The 15,444-nt window shown below is 66.2% G+C and carries 10 protein-coding genes and 3 pseudogenes; 1 reads left to right on the plus strand and 12 read right to left on the minus strand.

Annotation, left to right across the window (positions count from 1 at the left end):
* Positions 1 to 743 precede the first annotated feature (743 nt).
* The 11 genes and pseudogenes from ACWEBX_RS10735 to ACWEBX_RS10785 all read right to left on the minus strand — a co-directional run.
* A pseudogene (locus ACWEBX_RS10735) lies at positions 744 to 1,199 on the minus strand (TniQ family protein); the annotation flags it as partial.
* Positions 1,196 to 3,112: a TniQ family protein gene (locus ACWEBX_RS10740; RefSeq protein ID WP_451884532.1), complete on the minus strand. Its 1,917-nt coding sequence runs from the start codon at positions 3,110 to 3,112 to the stop codon at positions 1,196 to 1,198. The pseudogene ACWEBX_RS10735 and the gene ACWEBX_RS10740, both read right to left, overlap by 4 nt.
* Positions 3,109 to 4,371, minus strand: coding sequence for an AAA family ATPase (locus ACWEBX_RS10745; protein ID WP_451884533.1), 1,263 nt, complete (start codon positions 4,369 to 4,371; stop codon positions 3,109 to 3,111). The genes ACWEBX_RS10740 and ACWEBX_RS10745 overlap by 4 nt, the downstream gene beginning before the upstream one ends.
* Positions 4,368 to 6,665, minus strand: a complete 2,298-nt coding sequence (locus ACWEBX_RS10750; RefSeq protein ID WP_451884534.1) for a transposase — start codon at positions 6,663 to 6,665, stop codon at positions 4,368 to 4,370. The genes ACWEBX_RS10745 and ACWEBX_RS10750 overlap by 4 nt, the downstream gene beginning before the upstream one ends.
* Positions 6,662 to 7,549: a TnsA-like heteromeric transposase endonuclease subunit gene (locus ACWEBX_RS10755; protein ID WP_451884535.1), complete on the minus strand. Its 888-nt coding sequence runs from the start codon at positions 7,547 to 7,549 to the stop codon at positions 6,662 to 6,664. Before ACWEBX_RS10755 ends, ACWEBX_RS10750 begins: the two co-directional genes overlap by 4 nt.
* An 855-nt stretch (positions 7,550 to 8,404) precedes the next feature.
* Complete coding sequence (locus tag ACWEBX_RS10760; protein WP_451884536.1) at positions 8,405 to 8,536, minus strand: hypothetical protein; 132 nt, start codon at positions 8,534 to 8,536, stop codon at positions 8,405 to 8,407.
* 322 nt (positions 8,537 to 8,858) lie between these two features.
* Positions 8,859 to 9,371, minus strand: a pseudogene (locus tag ACWEBX_RS10765) (transposase); the annotation flags it as partial.
* 373 nt (positions 9,372 to 9,744) lie between these two features.
* A complete protein-coding gene (locus ACWEBX_RS10770; protein WP_451884537.1) occupies positions 9,745 to 12,102 on the minus strand; it encodes an ABC transporter permease in 2,358 nt (785 codons plus the stop codon).
* Complete coding sequence (locus tag ACWEBX_RS10775) at positions 12,099 to 12,791, minus strand: ABC transporter ATP-binding protein (protein ID WP_451884538.1); 693 nt, start codon at positions 12,789 to 12,791, stop codon at positions 12,099 to 12,101. Before ACWEBX_RS10775 ends, ACWEBX_RS10770 begins: the two co-directional genes overlap by 4 nt.
* The gene (locus tag ACWEBX_RS10780) at positions 12,788 to 13,312 is read right to left on the minus strand and encodes a PadR family transcriptional regulator (RefSeq protein ID WP_451884539.1); all 525 of its coding nucleotides are present in this window, start codon (positions 13,310 to 13,312) and stop codon (positions 12,788 to 12,790) included. Before ACWEBX_RS10780 ends, ACWEBX_RS10775 begins: the two co-directional genes overlap by 4 nt.
* A gap of 111 nt (positions 13,313 to 13,423) precedes the next feature.
* A complete protein-coding gene (locus ACWEBX_RS10785) occupies positions 13,424 to 13,699 on the minus strand; it encodes a hypothetical protein (protein ID WP_451884542.1) in 276 nt (91 codons plus the stop codon).
* Between the two features lie 63 nt (positions 13,700 to 13,762).
* Between ACWEBX_RS10785 and ACWEBX_RS10790 the strand changes: the two are divergent.
* Positions 13,763 to 14,232: pseudogene (locus ACWEBX_RS10790) on the plus strand (MSMEG_1061 family FMN-dependent PPOX-type flavoprotein); the annotation flags it as partial.
* Between the two features lie 136 nt (positions 14,233 to 14,368).
* On the opposite strand, the gene ACWEBX_RS10795 reads toward ACWEBX_RS10790, so the two are convergent.
* Complete coding sequence (locus ACWEBX_RS10795; RefSeq protein WP_451884540.1) at positions 14,369 to 15,343, minus strand: hypothetical protein; 975 nt, start codon at positions 15,341 to 15,343, stop codon at positions 14,369 to 14,371.
* Positions 15,344 to 15,444 lie beyond the last annotated feature (101 nt).

Here is a 15,444-nt window from a genome sequence, read left to right on the forward strand (position 1 = left end):
CTTGCGTGGTGATGGCCGCCAGCACGGTTGAAGCCAAGGGACCGCTGGGCCAGAGCCCTCGACAGGCTTGGGGAGACGTCCATGCGTCGGAAGGTGGCACCGGTGTTCGCCTCGTTACGCGTGAATGCGGCGGTCGCGAGCGGCTGGATCCGCTCGCGAAGGGCCGGACCGTCCTGGCCGCGGTCGCCGAGCAGGGTGTCAGCAGCCAGCAGCAGCGCTCCGCACTCGGCCGGGCCTTGAGGAGCGGCCCATGCATCACGGACGCGCCTGCCCGGGCTGCGGTTTTCGCGGAGGGCGGTCCAGGTGGCAACGTGGCGGGCAATCAGGTCGGCGACGGTGCTGGAGGGAGCGAAGCGTGCACTGTCAGGCCAGCTGAGCCGGACGAGTTGAGCGGCGGCGATCAGGTCGGGAAAGAAGTGCTGCTCTGGGTTTGAGTAGTTGTCGCTGGTCGCGGGCGAGTGTTTGGTGGGCGTCAGATGCCGATCGATGCGTCGTTGCAGGGCAAGCATCATGACAAGGTCGCTGTCCGGTTGCTCAGCTACACAAGCCGTCTGGTCGAGTCGCGCCGCGCACAGCGGTGTTCGGACACTGGCACCGACAGGGCCGGACGCGAGGTGATGGCGGCACTGTGCAGGGTGTAGTCCAGCGATCGTGCGCTGTGTGATGAGCCCTTGCCGCTCGGTGTTCGAGGGCCGGTTCGGATGACCTCCACACTGCGGACATCCGTGTTCCAGGAGGCGGCTGTGGGTGGTGCATGCGAAGGAGACCGGGATGTGCCAGCGCAGTCTCCACGGGCCGCCATACACGTTCTGGATACTGCTCCCGTCCCCGGCCAGGCAGTTGGGGCAGTAGCGGCTGGACAGGCTGAAGGCCCAGGTCCGTCGGGCGGAGGCCATGTTGCGACTGCCCCCCAGACGCAGGGTGGCCAGCGGCGCATAGGAGGCGGCCATGGCCGACAGTGTGAGAGCGTCGGCTTCGCCCCCGCGCAGCGATGCAGCTGCATCGAGCGCCTCGGCGGACTCCGCAGGCAAGGTGATCAGGTACTCGGCGGGCAGTCGGTGTTGGTGACGGCTCAATCCGCACAGCGCGGCAATCCTGGCCGGCGAGCGATCCAGTCGGTAGGCCAGTCGCAAGAGCAGGCCTGGCAGGGATTCTTCCGGCAGCGGGGCGAGACTGCGGGCCAGTGGACGTGTCGTCAATGGACTGGACCCGGCTGTCGTACGCCGGTGGGGGTGGTCCAGTTCGGCACTTCGATTCGTAGGTCAGTTCCTTCGTCGCAGGCTCGGGCGAGTCGTGCAGCGTAGGCTGCCAACCGACGGCTCAGAGTCGCGTAGGACGGCCTGCGCTGAGTCCTGGTTGCGAATAGCGCTGCCTCTTCGGTCAGTCGACGGGGAGAGTGCGAAGCGGAGCGGCGATGGGTCACCGTCGGACTGTGAAGGTAGCTGGCCTGGTTGACCATGCACCAGATGACTGCCTCTCCGACTCGAGGGTCCCCCGTGGCCTGACGCTGCTCAAGTCCGGGTATCCCCTCGCACAGTGCCTTCCAATCTGTGAGCGAAAGGCACCAGTTGGCCGTTGAACGGCGGCGGTGGGCGTAGTCGACGCGACGTTCCTGTCCATGCAATTGACGTGCGACCAGATCGACCATGTCCTCAAATACTGGCCAGAGGCCAGGAGTTGTCAGCTGCTTGCCCAGAACATTCATCGTCCGGCGGGCGCTATTCTGAGGGATCCCCAGAGTCTCCGCGCATGCCGGCCATTTCTGATCACAAACCAACTCGGCGAGCCTCAATGAGCCTGCCCAACGCAGATGGCGCTCCAAGAGCGTGGTCATCTTCGGCAGACGGTGCATGAGAGGCTGGAAGTGCGCGTCGAACCATTCCCTTGGGAGGAGGGGAGGGATTTCGGCAGTGCGGAAACGGTAGAAATTCGGGGCGACACGCAATGTGGAGCGTGTCTGGAATCCGTAGACGCGCCGTGCGGTGGCGCGCAGCAATGTGGCCGAAGCATCGCTGTCCTTGAAGAGCTTGGTGCCGCTGGAGGTCGACCGACGGTACACCTCGCGAGCGAGCGGCTCGATTCGCTCGCGAAGAGGGACAAGATCCCGATCGCCGAGTGTAGTCGCGGCTGCGAGCAGTAGGGCGGAGGTTTCGGCCGTACCACGGGGTGCGCTGCGCCGCACCTGAAGTCCGGGTTGGGATGGGTTGTATAGATAGGGCGTGGCGTATCCGTCCACGAGGTCTGCCAGTGAGGTAGACGGCAGGATCGAGGCGCCCATCGGCCAACTCAGCGTGATCAGACGTGCGGTCGTGATCAGGTCGGGAAAGTAGGTGTGCGGTGGTTGCTCGTCAGCCGTACGGCGTAGATGAGTTGGATCCAGCCGTAGGTTCAGGTTGCGTTGGAGATCAAGGATGTGCTGCATGTCCAGTGGCGACAGCGCGGCAGTAGCGTCCCTCGGGGTGTCCAGTCGTGCGCCGCATGGCATGGCGCGAGCCCGCGGCTTGGGTGGTGGTCCGGGAGCCCGGTTACGGCACTGGCTCGGGTGCAGGCCGGAGACGTGGGGAATTTGGACGAGGGTATATCGCGCGATGACGCGTCCGCTGAGCGGCTGGGTGCATTGGGGGCAGGTGTTTTCGAGGAGGCACAAATGCTGCGTGCAGGCGAATGTGACGGGTAGGTGCCAGCGCAGTTGCCAGGCACCGCCGAAGAATTGCTGCACGGGGCTGCTGTCCCCTCGCAGACAGTGGGGACAGTAACGGCTGTCGGGGTTTGTGGCCCAGTTGATGTGGGATTTGGGCCCGATGGCTGTCTTGCTGGCGCGAAGCTTGGCGAGCGGTAGGTAGGTTGTGGTGAAATCCTGCAAAGTCAGGGCCTGAACCTCGGACATGGTCAGGTGCGCGGCGCTGGCCAGTTGTTCGGCGGCTTCCGGGCTCAGTCCGCGAAGTTGATCCTGTGGAATGCTGTCGCTGCGACAGGTCAGACCACACAGGGTTGCCAGGCGGTGAGGAGTGGATCCTATTCGATAGGAAAGGCGTAGCAGGAAGCCGGCCAAGGATTCGCCGGGCAGCGGATCGAGGCTGCGCGCGAGCGGACGAAGAGTCGGTTGGATCATCCAGCGGACTCCGCTGCCGGTCCCGAGTCGTCGAAAACGGTGTTCCTGCCCTTTGGCTTCTTCCTCGGCCGAGACTCGACCGGCGGGATAAGCGGCTGTTCACCGGAATCGGCGTCCAGGTCAGGCAGATCGGTCGGGAGAACGGCACAGCGGTTCAACAGTTCTTTCGTCAGTTGCTCACTGTCGCCCTCGATCGCGACTCGGCAGCCGCGCTGCACCAGTTTCTCCAGGAGTCCGACCACTCCATTCGTGCGCTGGAACAGATACTCCGGCATGGATCCGGATGTGAGCATGCCCTCAGTGTCGTGCAGGAGCCGCAGACTCTTCTCGAGGTCCGCCAGATGGTCGACCCAGGCATTGATCTGCCCGGGAGTGTCGTAGCTGAATGGCTGCAGATTGACCATTTCGAAGCGCCGCTCATGCTGGGTCGCAGCATCCGGATTTGGGCTGCGCCCGCGGTCTTTGACCGGAGGGATGACCCACTGCTTGGCAACCGGATCGAACTGGCCGCGGCGCAGTAGCCCGGAAGTGGGGATACCGACACCCACCAGAATGAGGGTGACGGACATGCTCATCACTTCCAAAAGAAGATCCAAGACGTCCTGATCGCTTTCGCGATGTAGTTTGAGTCGGGTGATGTCGTCGATCACGAGTGCCTTGGTGGCGTGCGCGGCAATGGCTGCGTTCACCGTTCGGATCAGGTCTTCCTGGCGCATGTTCTTGTAGTCCTCGCCATAGAAGTCGAGGATGCGCTGGCAGGTGGAGACGGGGGTCGCCTTGACAGGGCAGCGCACATACGCGACGGGAGCAAGTAGATCCCTGGTGCCGGCCATGGCCTCCGGATTCATGTACTCGTTCACCTCCAGCCATGCTTCCTCGAAGGCCGCGATCGCCGCGCAGACCGTCTCGGTCTTACCCTGGGCTCCACCGCCATTGACCATGACCCCGGTCCGTATCCCCGCTTTGTGGCTGTAGGCGCCATCCTCGATTCGTGCTTTCACCAGCCACCCCACCGCGTCGCTCATCGGGGTGGACTGAACGGGCAGGCTGCTGTGGGTAGCCAGGCGGTGCAGGTCGTGAATTCGGCGTCGGCGGGGCGTGAGTTGCAGGTACTGATCCATGCTCAGTACGGGTGCCGGCACGAAGAGCTCGCGGGTACGGACCCACCGCTGCCAGCCCTCTACCCGGGTTCGGTCGATAGGCGGCCCGGGCAGGAAGGAAGCGACCGGGCGGGTGGGCGGCTTGTTGGTTTCGCTCACGGCTGGTCTCCAGGCTCCGTGGCGGATTCGTTCTCATCGTCGAGCAGATCCATCAGACTGAGTCCTCGCAACCGTTGGCCGAGGGTGGAAGCCACGGTCGGTTTCACAGGGACTGCCTCCCGTCGACGTCGGCGCTCTCCGTCGATGGCAGCCTGGCCCTGTTCAGCCCGCGCACGCCATCGCAGGGCGACGACATTGTCGACCTCACCGCCCTGGCGGGGTGCGAAGGGTGCCACCTCATCGGCGCAGTCAGCGGCAGGAGATGGCTTTGGTCGGTCGGTTGCCGCTGCTGTGGCTTGGGCCTCTTCGCGGGCGTGCTCGGTTCGCTGAGCCTTGGTCATACGGGTGGGCCATTGGTCTACGGGGACATTGCCCCCGATCAAGTCCAGCAATAGGGGTAGCAGATCTTTATCGGACTTCGGTTTCAGCCCCTGATTGCGTAGCTCGCGCATTACCTGTCGTACACGGGCGTCGCTGAACGCGGGCATTCGGCCCTCGTCCGGAAGACCCACCCAACGCAACTGATGCCATTCATGGGTGAGTGGATTTTGAAAGAAAGCGAAACACGGATCACGTGGATCCCGGTGGAACACGTACTTGTTCTTCGCCGCCCCGCCTCGGCCCGACGGACGGAAACGCCACTCGTCCAGTGCCTCCCCGTCGTACCAGAGATTTCTGATTTTCACGCCGCGTCGGCCGTGAATCATCACCCGATGAGTAGGAAGCAGTTGGTAGTACAACTCCGCCGGCGGGATCTGCAGTGCAAAGCCACCCTGGGCCATGGATGCCGCGAACAGGGTGTTCGGACTGTGATCACCCGCAGGATCCCAACTGGGTGCGTAGGAACCGAATCTACGGTTCTGCCAGATCCTGACAACCCAGGTGGCAATCAGGTGCTCCATCTCCGCCACGGTGATGCATGCGTCGCCTTCCGGATCGATGCCGCGATCCGAACTGTCGACGCCCTGGTAGCCCGGAAGAATCCGGAACAGCAGGGACTGGATCGCGCCGAAGGCCCGCTCCACCGCCTGCTTGTCGGTCGGCCGCAGGACCCGACTCGGCCGGATCGTCGCGCCGATCACCCGCTGAACCTCGATCAGATGGTGATTTTTGTACACCGAGCCATGGTCGGTGGTTACGGTCTCCGGGGCGAAGAACGGCAGACCGGCGACCTTGCCATCAGTGAATTCCGCGATCACGCTGCCGGGGACCCCGGGGTAGGCCCACTCCATCTCCTCGCCCCAGTCCGGTCGCATGGGCAGCGGCATCATGACGTCCCGCAAGATCATGGCGACGTCTACCGAGGTGTCCGAGACCAACGTGAGCCGGAAAGCGACGATCGAATGCGTGTATACGTCCAGAGCCAGCGTCAGATGCACCGACACCGGGTCGCCAAAGACCTGCTCACGGACTTTGACCGGGAGCACCGTCGTGTCGAGAGCCACCACCTGGCCGGGTCGGCTGACCACCACGTGCCGACCGGTCGCCACCGCTTGAGCCCGTGCAGCTGAAACGGCATAGCGCTGACGGGCTCCGGTTGATCCGAACCACTCCTTCCATACGACCCGGAGGGTTTCGTAGCTGGGAACTGGCTCGTCCTTGCCGAACTCCTCGCGTACGTACTGATGGATCAGCCGTTCACGGTCTTTTGCTGTCAGCTTGGAGCGGTGCAGGGTCTCGTGGCGTACAGCAAAGATCGCCTCACGCACCGCTGCTGAGATCTGACGGCCGGTTGCTTCTCGCAGCCACCGGTCGTCTGCACACCCCACCGGCCCGAAGCGGCGGCGGTCCAGATCCCAGCGGATCAGAGTGCGGTAGCTGATCTTGTCCAAGCAGTGGGCGGCGGCCAGATCAGGGTTGCGTACAGTGTCCTGCCGCAGCTCCCACACCTTGGCATGACGGCGCTCGGTCAGCGTGGTGGAGTTCGGGTCGTATTGCGGCTTCGGCTCTCCGGGGAGCGCGTTCAGGGGATCGCCACTGCGAAATCCGGTCTCCACCTCCCGCAAGTGGTCCACTCGCAACATCATGAGGGGCCGCTTGCTCGGCGGCAGATCGAGAACGCCCTTTGGCTGTCGCCCCCGACTGGCGGCCGGCAGGTCCTTCCTCGTTCGCGTCGACGGCCGGATGTTCGGATGGTGCATCAACTGCCGTACCGACGTCTTCCATGCCTCATGCTCGGGCCGGACCAGCACTACTTTTCCGACTTGGGGCTGAAACGCCTCTACCGTCCACGGCACGCCGTTCACGATGAACTCGTTTCCCGGCGAGAGGTCCCAGGCAACTGCAGCGGTCACTGTGACCAACTCCCGGTCGCCGGGCGGCGAGAAGGGGCCAGTCGGATGGTGCTCGAGTCAGTCAGAGGGCCAGAGATCTGCAGGCCCAATCGACGGTGCCACAGCAGATGGATTGCATGGGCCCGGGCAATGGCCTCTAGGCTGCAGCGTCCCACCAGGGTTCCGAATGCCTGTGGGCCGTCTTCTGCCGCAAGAAGCAGCTGCTCCTGTTGCCGCAATGGATCGGTCAGGTGCCTTCGTCCGGCCGAGAAGGTGTCGATCAGGCTCACTACATGGTCGTGCCAACCAGCAACCACCGCATAGTTCCACCCGGCAACTAGGGCGACCTCGGCCGCAGCGGCGAACTTGACCTCGTCCTCAGGCTCGATCCGTGCTGAAGGCCGCACGTCGATGAGCCACGGCGTGTCGTCGGTCAGCAGAAGATAGTCCGGGGTGTGCTGGACGCTCCCGTTGGCGCTGTGGAAGCGCAGACGGAACGGCTGAGCAAGAGCCTCCAGCAGAGATCCTGAGAAGTCCGCTGCCAGAAGGAGGAGTTCCTCCTCGAAGCTCTCGAAGCCATGGTGACGGTCGGTACTGACCAGGTATCCAAGACCGGGGCGATGCCACTGATCGGTACGCCAACTGAAGCGGCGCACAGGAACACTCGAGAGCACGTCGACTTGGTCCAGGTCCCGAACGGCACAGTCGACCAACGTCCGCCCGAAGCGCCACGACGTAGTCCAACGGGCGGTCCAGCCCGGCGGCATGACCAGTTGACTGATGGCATCAGCTGAGACGGCATGCATTCGGGCGAGATCGTGCAATGTCGAGGTGTCCGACCAGGGGACAGTAGCGCTCGATGCGCCAACTAGCGCGTGATCGAGCAGCGGGGACTGGGGAGCCACGTCTCTGCCTTACATGCCGAGAGTGCGATGGAAAATACGAAGATCATCTTAAGGGTCTTCGGATCTCCGTCGTGCCCATCGCGCCGGCTGCCAGTAGGGGCAATACGGCATCCGTGTTGGAGGGCCTCAGGGAGACGGTCCGACGTGCTGTGTCCCTTTGATCGATCCGGCGAAAGGTGACTGTACAACTGGGTGCGCCCAGGCCGGAGATGCGGCGCCTTGCCGTAGTGATCTGAGCGGGGCAGAGCGGCAGTTTCCGTGATGCGCTACAGCAGCAGCGTCGTTGACGACAAGGGGACCGCGGACCCGCCTTTGAGGGAATGATCCAGCGGCGCTCTGGGGAGGATCCGGGGTGACGTCGTGGTTGGGGATGTGCCGATGCAGGCAGCCGAAGATGGAGGGGGCCTTCTTGCGGCACAGGGTAGGAAGATCTGTGAATCTGTACCGATGTGCCAAGAAGCCTCGGTAGAAAGCTCCCCACACTGCTGAAGCTGGTTGGCAAAAGTGCAGGTCAAAGCGATGCTCCGGAGACACCTAGCGGCTGTGGTCACACGGACTGTGCCGAGGCTTTTCAGTTGGCACAAAAGCGGGATAGTTGGCACCGTACCGAGGGCGCGGACCGAAGGGTAGCGAGCTTGGCTTGCAGACTGTCTGAGGCGGACGACCTGCTGCTTTCTCAAGGCTGGTGAGGCTCGGGCATGCTGCGCGTTCGTGTCCCTCACTCGATGATCGTGCGTACGGAGATGTGGAGGGGAGGATTCTGGTCGCAGGGAGTCCCGAGCCGTGTCGAGTCTCAGGCGTCCGTGCCAGCAGAGCTGCTCGCTGCTTCGTCCCTCAGTATGAGGTTTGTGATCCTCACGCTGAGGTCAGCCCGAGCAGGGTGTCGTCGATGCGGACCTGGAGGCTGGCCTCACGGTCGCAGGCGCTCGCCAGATGCGCCGCGTAGACGTCGAGACGTCTACGAAGATGGAGCCTGGCACCGCACAAGTCGTCTCCCTGGAGAACGGAGAGTTTCCTGGTGAGCGAGGTGACATCACCGCCGTTCCGTTCGGATTCACGGACGACGGGGCTGTGGGCAGGTTCGCCCTGAGTGACTCTGCTCCATACGAGGGCAGTTCCAATCCCAGGGTCGCCCCGCTCGTGAAGTCTGCGGAGGCGGGGGATGCCGGCGGTCAGGAGGTACCACTCTTCACTCGCCATGCGCCACTCGGCCAGGCGCTGGCGGCGGTTTGCGTAGTTGATCCGGTCCTCGGTGACGTCGAGGTGATCTGCGATCTCGTCGACTCGTCGGTCGAACTCAGGCCACAGCTTCCGAGTGGCAGGCGATCAGCGTGGCGTCGAGGTCCAGAACCAGGCCGGGAAGTTCTCGTCCGCCGGCCCGAGCGGCAGGTATGCCCTCGCCCCTGTCGGCGGCCTGCCTCCAGGCGACTTCCCGGGCCGTGGCGCGGGCCGCTCGCAGCGAAGTGAGTGCAGCCTCGTCGGTGTCGGCGAGCAACCGCCAGGCCGTAGGAGTGGAGGCGACCGGGCCGAACACCTCGCCTTGGTCCCGCAGCACGGCCAGATCCGCGATCGCCTCACCACCGTCGGCGAGCATCACCGCGAGATCGGTGGCGACCCGGCCCGGATCATGCCCGGTCCCGCGCGGCCGAAGCGGCCTGAGCGCGGCGGAGTACGCGGCGGTCAGCCCGGTGGCATCAGCAAGTTCTGCCAGCAGCCGTGCCCCGGCATGCCCGGCCACCCCCGAACCATCGGCACTGACATGAACCTTGGGACGCAACCCGATAACCTGCACGTAGAAAGTGCCCTCCGCCTGAACCGACAGAACCCCTCAGCAAGGTTCATCGTCCCAGGTCAGGAAGGCACTTTCGCGTTTCCGCCCCAAAGTCAGCCGTACCCAAGTGAAACGGCGAGGCTGAACGGTCTATGGCCTTCTGGTCACCGCTGTGGTCACGGTTCGTTGTACGGCGGGCTCCACGACGGCCACATCGACGTCGTCCGGCTCCGGCGGACTCAGGTCGGGCTGCTGTTGTCCGGGGGCGGCGGACGGTCGGCTGGTCCTGACGAGCGATGTCTCGTCGTGGCTGCGGCCGGACGCGGGACCCCTTCCTGGACCGCTGATGCCGAACTGGCTTGTCTGCGTGCAGGAGTGGGCTCCTCCTGGCAGGAGGAGCCCACTTCGGGGGATGTGTGAGGGGTTATTCCGTGCGCAGGCCTTCCGGGCGCATCATCCGCAGCAGCGGCGGCAGGCTCAGCAGCGTGACCACGCCGACCACGACCGCGCCCACGCCGGTCATGGTCAGGACGCTTGCCCAGTCCATGACCACCGGTGTACGGGTCATCTTCAGCAGCACCGAGCCGAGGGTGATACCCACCGTTGTGGCCAGTACGAGGCCGAGTCCGACCGGGAGGGCCGTCTGCCACAGCACCGACAGGCTCAGCGTGCGGCGCCGGGTGCCGAAGGCGACCAGCGCGGAGAGCAGCTTCCTGCGCTCGCGCAGCTGCTCCAGCTGGGAGACCAGCAGACTCGCGCCGATCAGTGCCAGCACGAAGACGGAGCCGACGAACAGACCTGTGCGGATGGAGGCGTACTTGTCGTTCTCCTGGGTCGCCGACCAGCTGTAGGTGCGTGCCAGGGGGTCGATCCGGGCGACGACGTTGCGTATGTACTCCCGTGAGCCCGGCACCGACGGGTCCAGACGCAGGTAGACCCCGTCCGAGAACAACGCGGGCGCGGCCTTGGCGGGCAGGGCGGCGGAGGTGACCAGCAGACCGTTGGCGTCCTGCAGTGAGTCCTTGCGTGCGTCCACCACCCGCACGTTCGCCGGAACGGTCCAGGGCACCTCGATGCCGCGTTCGGTGGCGTCGTCGTACGACGGGTCGATGTAGAGCTGCTGACCGGGCTTCACCACGGCGATTTCGTCGGCGTTGCTGGGGGAGGTGTTGTGGCTCCTCGTTCGCGTGATGAACACGTCTCCGTCCTTGCAGGAGGGAAGCGTGGCGAGTTCGCGCAGGGCAGTGCAGTTACCCACGGTCAGGCCGTTGCTGTTCTTCGGGTCGCGACGCGCGTCCCCGTACTGCGAGATGGCCAGGGCCACTGCGGCCCGTACCCCCTTGGTGCCGGTGAATTCGCGCTCGACACCGGACAGCGGCTTGCGGTCGCTGAAGTCGACCTGCATCTGGACCCGGCCGGGGTCCTTGCCGGTGGCCTTGGTGTACTGGCTCTGCGTTCCCGTGAACAGCATCTGCAGGGCGATGGCTCCGGCCACGGCGACGGCGATGCCGTTGACCATGCGTGCGGCGGTTCCGCTGCTCAGCTGCAGCCGCCGTACCGCGAGCTGCCAGGACAGCGCGCCCTTGCCGAGGCGGACGACGACCGCCTCCACGACCCAGGGGAGCAGCGCGGTGATGCCGATCAGCAGCAGCAGCACGCCGCCGATGACGAGGTACTGGTTGAAGTCGCCGTTCTTGCGGCCCTTGCCGATCATCGGGTAGAGCATCGTGAGGCCGGCCAACGGTGGCAGCAGCCGCCACCACAGCCGGCGGCGGCGCTGCTTGGCCGCGCGCACGACGCCGAGCGGTTCCACCACCACGCCGCGCATCGCGAGCAGCGTGACGAGTACGGCGGCGACCGGGATCGCCACCGCGACCAGCGCGGCGAGCACCGGGGAGGGATCGAGGTAGCTGGGCCAGACGCTCACGCCCAGCACCTCGGTGGAGCCCAGCGTCTGACGGCTGAGGAGGAAGAAGCCGGTGCCGATGACCAGGCCGAGCAGGGCTCCGGCGAGTGCTTCGCCCGCCGCGATCCGCCGGGTCATGTGGCTGTCCGAGCCGACCAGGCGCAGCGCGGCCAGCCGGCGGTCGCGGCGCTCGCCGCCGAAGCGGACGGCGGCGGCGATGAACACGGCCACGGGGGTCAGCAGCACCACGAACACGACCAGGATCATGAGCAGCAGCACCGGGTCGGTCTGCTCTGGTGTCGCGTCCGGGCTGTCCGGGTTGCCGTACTCGGTCAGCCGGTGCACCGGGGAGATGTCCGTGAGTTTCAGCCCCGAGGAGCTCGCGTAGTAGGCCAGTTCGTGGGAGCCGATGAGTCCGCTCTCGCCGATCATGCCGGTGATCTTGTAGGGCAGCCGCTCCCGCAGCAGCTTGGCGCCGTCCGAGGCGAGCAGGTCCTTGAGCGCAGGGGAGACCACCATCTCGCCTTTGCCCGGGAAGCCGGCGACTCCCGGGGGCAGCGGCGCCCGCTTGCCCTCGGGCTCGACGAGCCGGCCGCGGACGTCGTCGTCGTGCCAGGTGGTGTCGGTGTCGGCGATCAGGAAGGTGTTGTCGGCCTTCGGCGGGGCCTTGTCGGAGTACGTGTTGTCGAAGCGGGCGTCCTCCACCTTGTGGCGGGTGGCGAACACGCTGGGCAGGGCGGTGCACAGCAGGAGCAGTGCCACGCCGAGGCCGACGCCGACGGCGGTGAGCGTCATCCGAACCCAGCCCTCGCGTCCGCCGGTGACGGCGAAGCGGGCCCCCATGGCCAGGTCTCTGGCCCACTGGCGAGGACTCATACGGCGCGCTCCATGTTGCGGGACTTGCCGTCGCGGACGACGACCTCGCGGTCGGAGTAGGCGGCCACGCGTGTCTCGTGGGTGACGAGGACGACGGCGGCGTTGGTCGCGCGGGCCGCTTCGGTCAGCAGTTCCATCACGCGTTCGCCGTTGAAGGAGTCGAGCGCGCCGGTGGGTTCGTCGGCGAACAGCAGGCGCGGTCCGGTGACCAGCGCGCGGGCCACGGCAACGCGCTGGCCCTGGCCGCCGGAGACCTCGCCGGGACGCTTGGCCTTGAGGTCGTCGACCTCCAGGCGCTCCATCCAGCCGAGCGCGGTCCGCTCGGCGTCCTTGCGGGAGGACCCGTTCAGCCGCAGCGGCAGGGCGACGTTCTCCACACAGGTCAGCTCGGGCACCAGCTGACCGAACTGGAACACGAACCCGAACTCGGAGCGGCGCAGCGCGCTGCGCTGGGCATCGCTCATCTTCGTCATTTCACGCCCGTTGTAGGTGATCGACCCGGAGTCGGGCGGCACGATCCCCGCGAGGCAGTGCAGCAGCGTGGACTTGCCGGACCCGGAGGGGCCCATGATGGCGACGACCTCACCGGGGTGTATGGAGAACTCGGCGCCGTCCAGCGCGCGGGTAGGGCCGTACGCCTTGCGCAGGTCGTGCGCGGTGAGCAGGGAACCGGGGGGAGAAGTCGTCATCGGGTCACAGCCTCACGGAGTTTGTCGAGTCGGGCGGCGGTCAGCTCCAGCCAGCGCAGGTCGGCTTCCAGGTGGAACAGGGCGTGGTCGCAGATCAACTGATCCGCCAGGTCGCCCTTGCGCTTGCGGTCGGTGAGGATCCGCATGCTGCGCAGATGCTCGGAGCGCTGGGTGTCGAGGATCTCGGCGGTGTCGCGCCGGGTGAGCAGGGCGAGGACGACCTTGGTGTAGAGGGCCGACTGGAGGTACGGATCCGGCTTCTCCGGGGTCGCGAGCCACCTCTGTACGTCGGTGATGCCGGCGTCGGTGATCGCGTAGCGCTTGCGCTCGGGACCGCCGCCCGCCTCGATCCCGTCGACCTCGACGAGACCGTTCTTCAGCAGCCGGGACATCGTCGAGTAGACCTGGCCGTAGTGCAGCGGCCGGTCGTGACCGAACTTCTCGTCGAAGGCCCGCTTGAGGTCGTAGCCGTGGCGCGGGCCGGACTCCAGGAGCCCTAAAAGGGTGTGACCGATGGACATGACCCGCACTATACATGCCGTGTATACACGGCATGTATACACCGAGTGTGCAGGTCGTGGCGAGGCGTACGACAGTGCCGGTGAGGGAGCCGGGAATTCCGATCGTCACGGTTAGGAAATAGGCAGTTGCGACCGCTCCCAGGTGGTGTGGCCGAGGTTCATGGGCCCGAGGCGTGACAGGCACTGCACGTTCGCGACGAAGGACCCGGTGAACAGCCTCTGTGCCGACGTCTCGCCGTACTTCTCGATGTGGTCGAAGACGACCTGGTGGTCGCGGGCTGCGCGGGTGCGCCAGTCCAGGACCTGCTCACGGGTCAGGTCCTCGAGGACCAGGTCCCGGTCGACGACGTCGGCCTCCGGCCGCGGTGTGGGGCGCGGAGTGGGCAACGCAACCGAGGCCGACGGCGTGGCCGGCTCATCGAGGGCGGTGCGCGGGGCTGTGGCTGCGGCGCGGACACCCAGGGCAACTGCGACGTTTCCCCGCGCGGCGCCCCGACGGGTTCGTCGCCGCCCTGGGTGCACGGACGGTGGAGATACCGGATGCGACCGGCAACAAGATCTGGACGCCCTGCAGAACGTCGTCGCCACCGGACGGGACGGGCTGCTGTTCGTCATCCCGGACCGCACCACGACCCTCAGGGTGAAAGGCCGGGCCTGCGTCTCCACCCGCCCGGAGCTGCTGTCACAGTTGACCGCCGTGGGAAAGCCGCCGGCCCCCGCGCCGGTGCTGGGGATCGAGGAGGTCTACCCGCACTGCCCCAAGCCGCCGCTGCGCAGCCTGGAAGCCGGAGCAGTGGCTGCCGGCCAACGCCCAGCCGACCTCGGCCGAGGTGACGCTGGCCCAACTGCGGATGCCGGAGCTGACGATCGCCGCCATCGAACGGGCGGAGGCGGACTCGCTCAAGTACCGGTACGAGTAACGGGGGACCTGCGAGTGCTGAACCACCTGCCAGCCAAACCTCCAGGCCGGCACGCCTGGCTTTGTCCCTGAGAACCCTCACACCCCTCCACCGAAGGTCCGCGCTCTACCTGGAGGCGGGGCCCGCCGAAGCCGGATCAGGCGCGCAGGGTGACGCCGAAACGGGTCCTCATCCGCCGCAGTTCCCACAGCGAGACGGCGGTCACTGACAGCGGCCCGCCCAGCGTGGAGCAGAACTGGACGATGGGCGGGCCCTCCGGCATGCCGTCGCCGATCAGGCTGAAGGCCGCGAACACCCACACCAGCGTCAGGGTGAGGACGGGCGGCAGCATCGGGTGGACCTGGGCGCTGTTGAAGGCGCTGCGGGCCGAGTACAGCGACGCCATGAAGAAGAAGGGAAGGCCCCACACGATCACGATCAGCGAGGCGACGGCCAGTCCGTACTCCCACCAGCTCTTCCCGTCGTCGGCGTCGACGGTCAGGGCCGTAAGGACGAGGATTCCGCCGATGACGACCAACGTCAGCACGTACCAGCCGACCGCCTTGAGCGGAGCGCGCAACCGGGAGCGCAGATGCGGCCTTAGGTGCGGGGGCGCGTAGTAGATGAATCCGATGATGACCAGGGGCGCGGCGATGATCAGCACGAACGGGGCGACGATGAGTTGGGCGGCACCGCCGTACGCCGCGTCCCCCCAGCGGTTCGGGTCCACGTTGTAGGCGAGGATCAGGGCGATGGTGGCGGCGGCACCGAGCACAGTGCGGGCCAGCTGAACGCGGTCCACGGTCCGGTCCGCGATCCGGCCCTCACCCTCCTGCGTGAACAGCCTGGTGGCAACGCGGTGCGCGGAGCGCAGGATCGCGCCGACGAGCCCGAAGGGAGAGCCGAACGACAGGCAGCCGCGGCGGCGCCGGGCGGCGGGCCTCGTGGGCTGGGGGCCGTAGGGGTACGGAGGCTGGTTCGGGTTCGGGTACGGGCCCGGATTCGGTGGTGGCGGACCGTACGGGCCGCCCTGCGGTGGTCCGTAGGGAGCGCCCCAGCCCCCCTGGCCTCCCGGTCCGTTGCCGCCAGGCTGACCCGGGCCGTTTCCCGGCCCCCATCCCCCCGTAGCCATGCCGCTCCCCGAGGCTGCTATATCGCGTCAAGCCACCTGGGGGAGTTCTTCACGTGGGCTCTTGTCGTTCCGGTCGGAGCGTTCAAGGATCTTGAAGAGCT

It is taken from the genome of Streptomyces sp. NPDC005070, from assembly GCF_053600395.1.

Bases quoted from the DNA above. Each gene is read 5' to 3' on its own strand.
- ACWEBX_RS10740 (WP_451884532.1), bottom strand. From the start codon at position 3,112: ATGATCCAACCGACTCTTCGTCCGCTCGCGCGCAGCCTCGATCCGCTG.
- ACWEBX_RS10770 (WP_451884537.1), bottom strand. From the start codon at position 12,102: ATGAGTCCTCGCCAGTGGGCCAGAGACCTGGCCATGGGGGCCCGCTTC.
- ACWEBX_RS10775 (WP_451884538.1), bottom strand. From the start codon at position 12,791: ATGACGACTTCTCCCCCCGGTTCCCTGCTCACCGCGCACGACCTGCGC.
- ACWEBX_RS10780 (WP_451884539.1), bottom strand. From the start codon at position 13,312: ATGTCCATCGGTCACACCCTTTTAGGGCTCCTGGAGTCCGGCCCGCGC.
- ACWEBX_RS10795 (WP_451884540.1), bottom strand. From the start codon at position 15,343: ATGGCTACGGGGGGATGGGGGCCGGGAAACGGCCCGGGTCAGCCTGGC.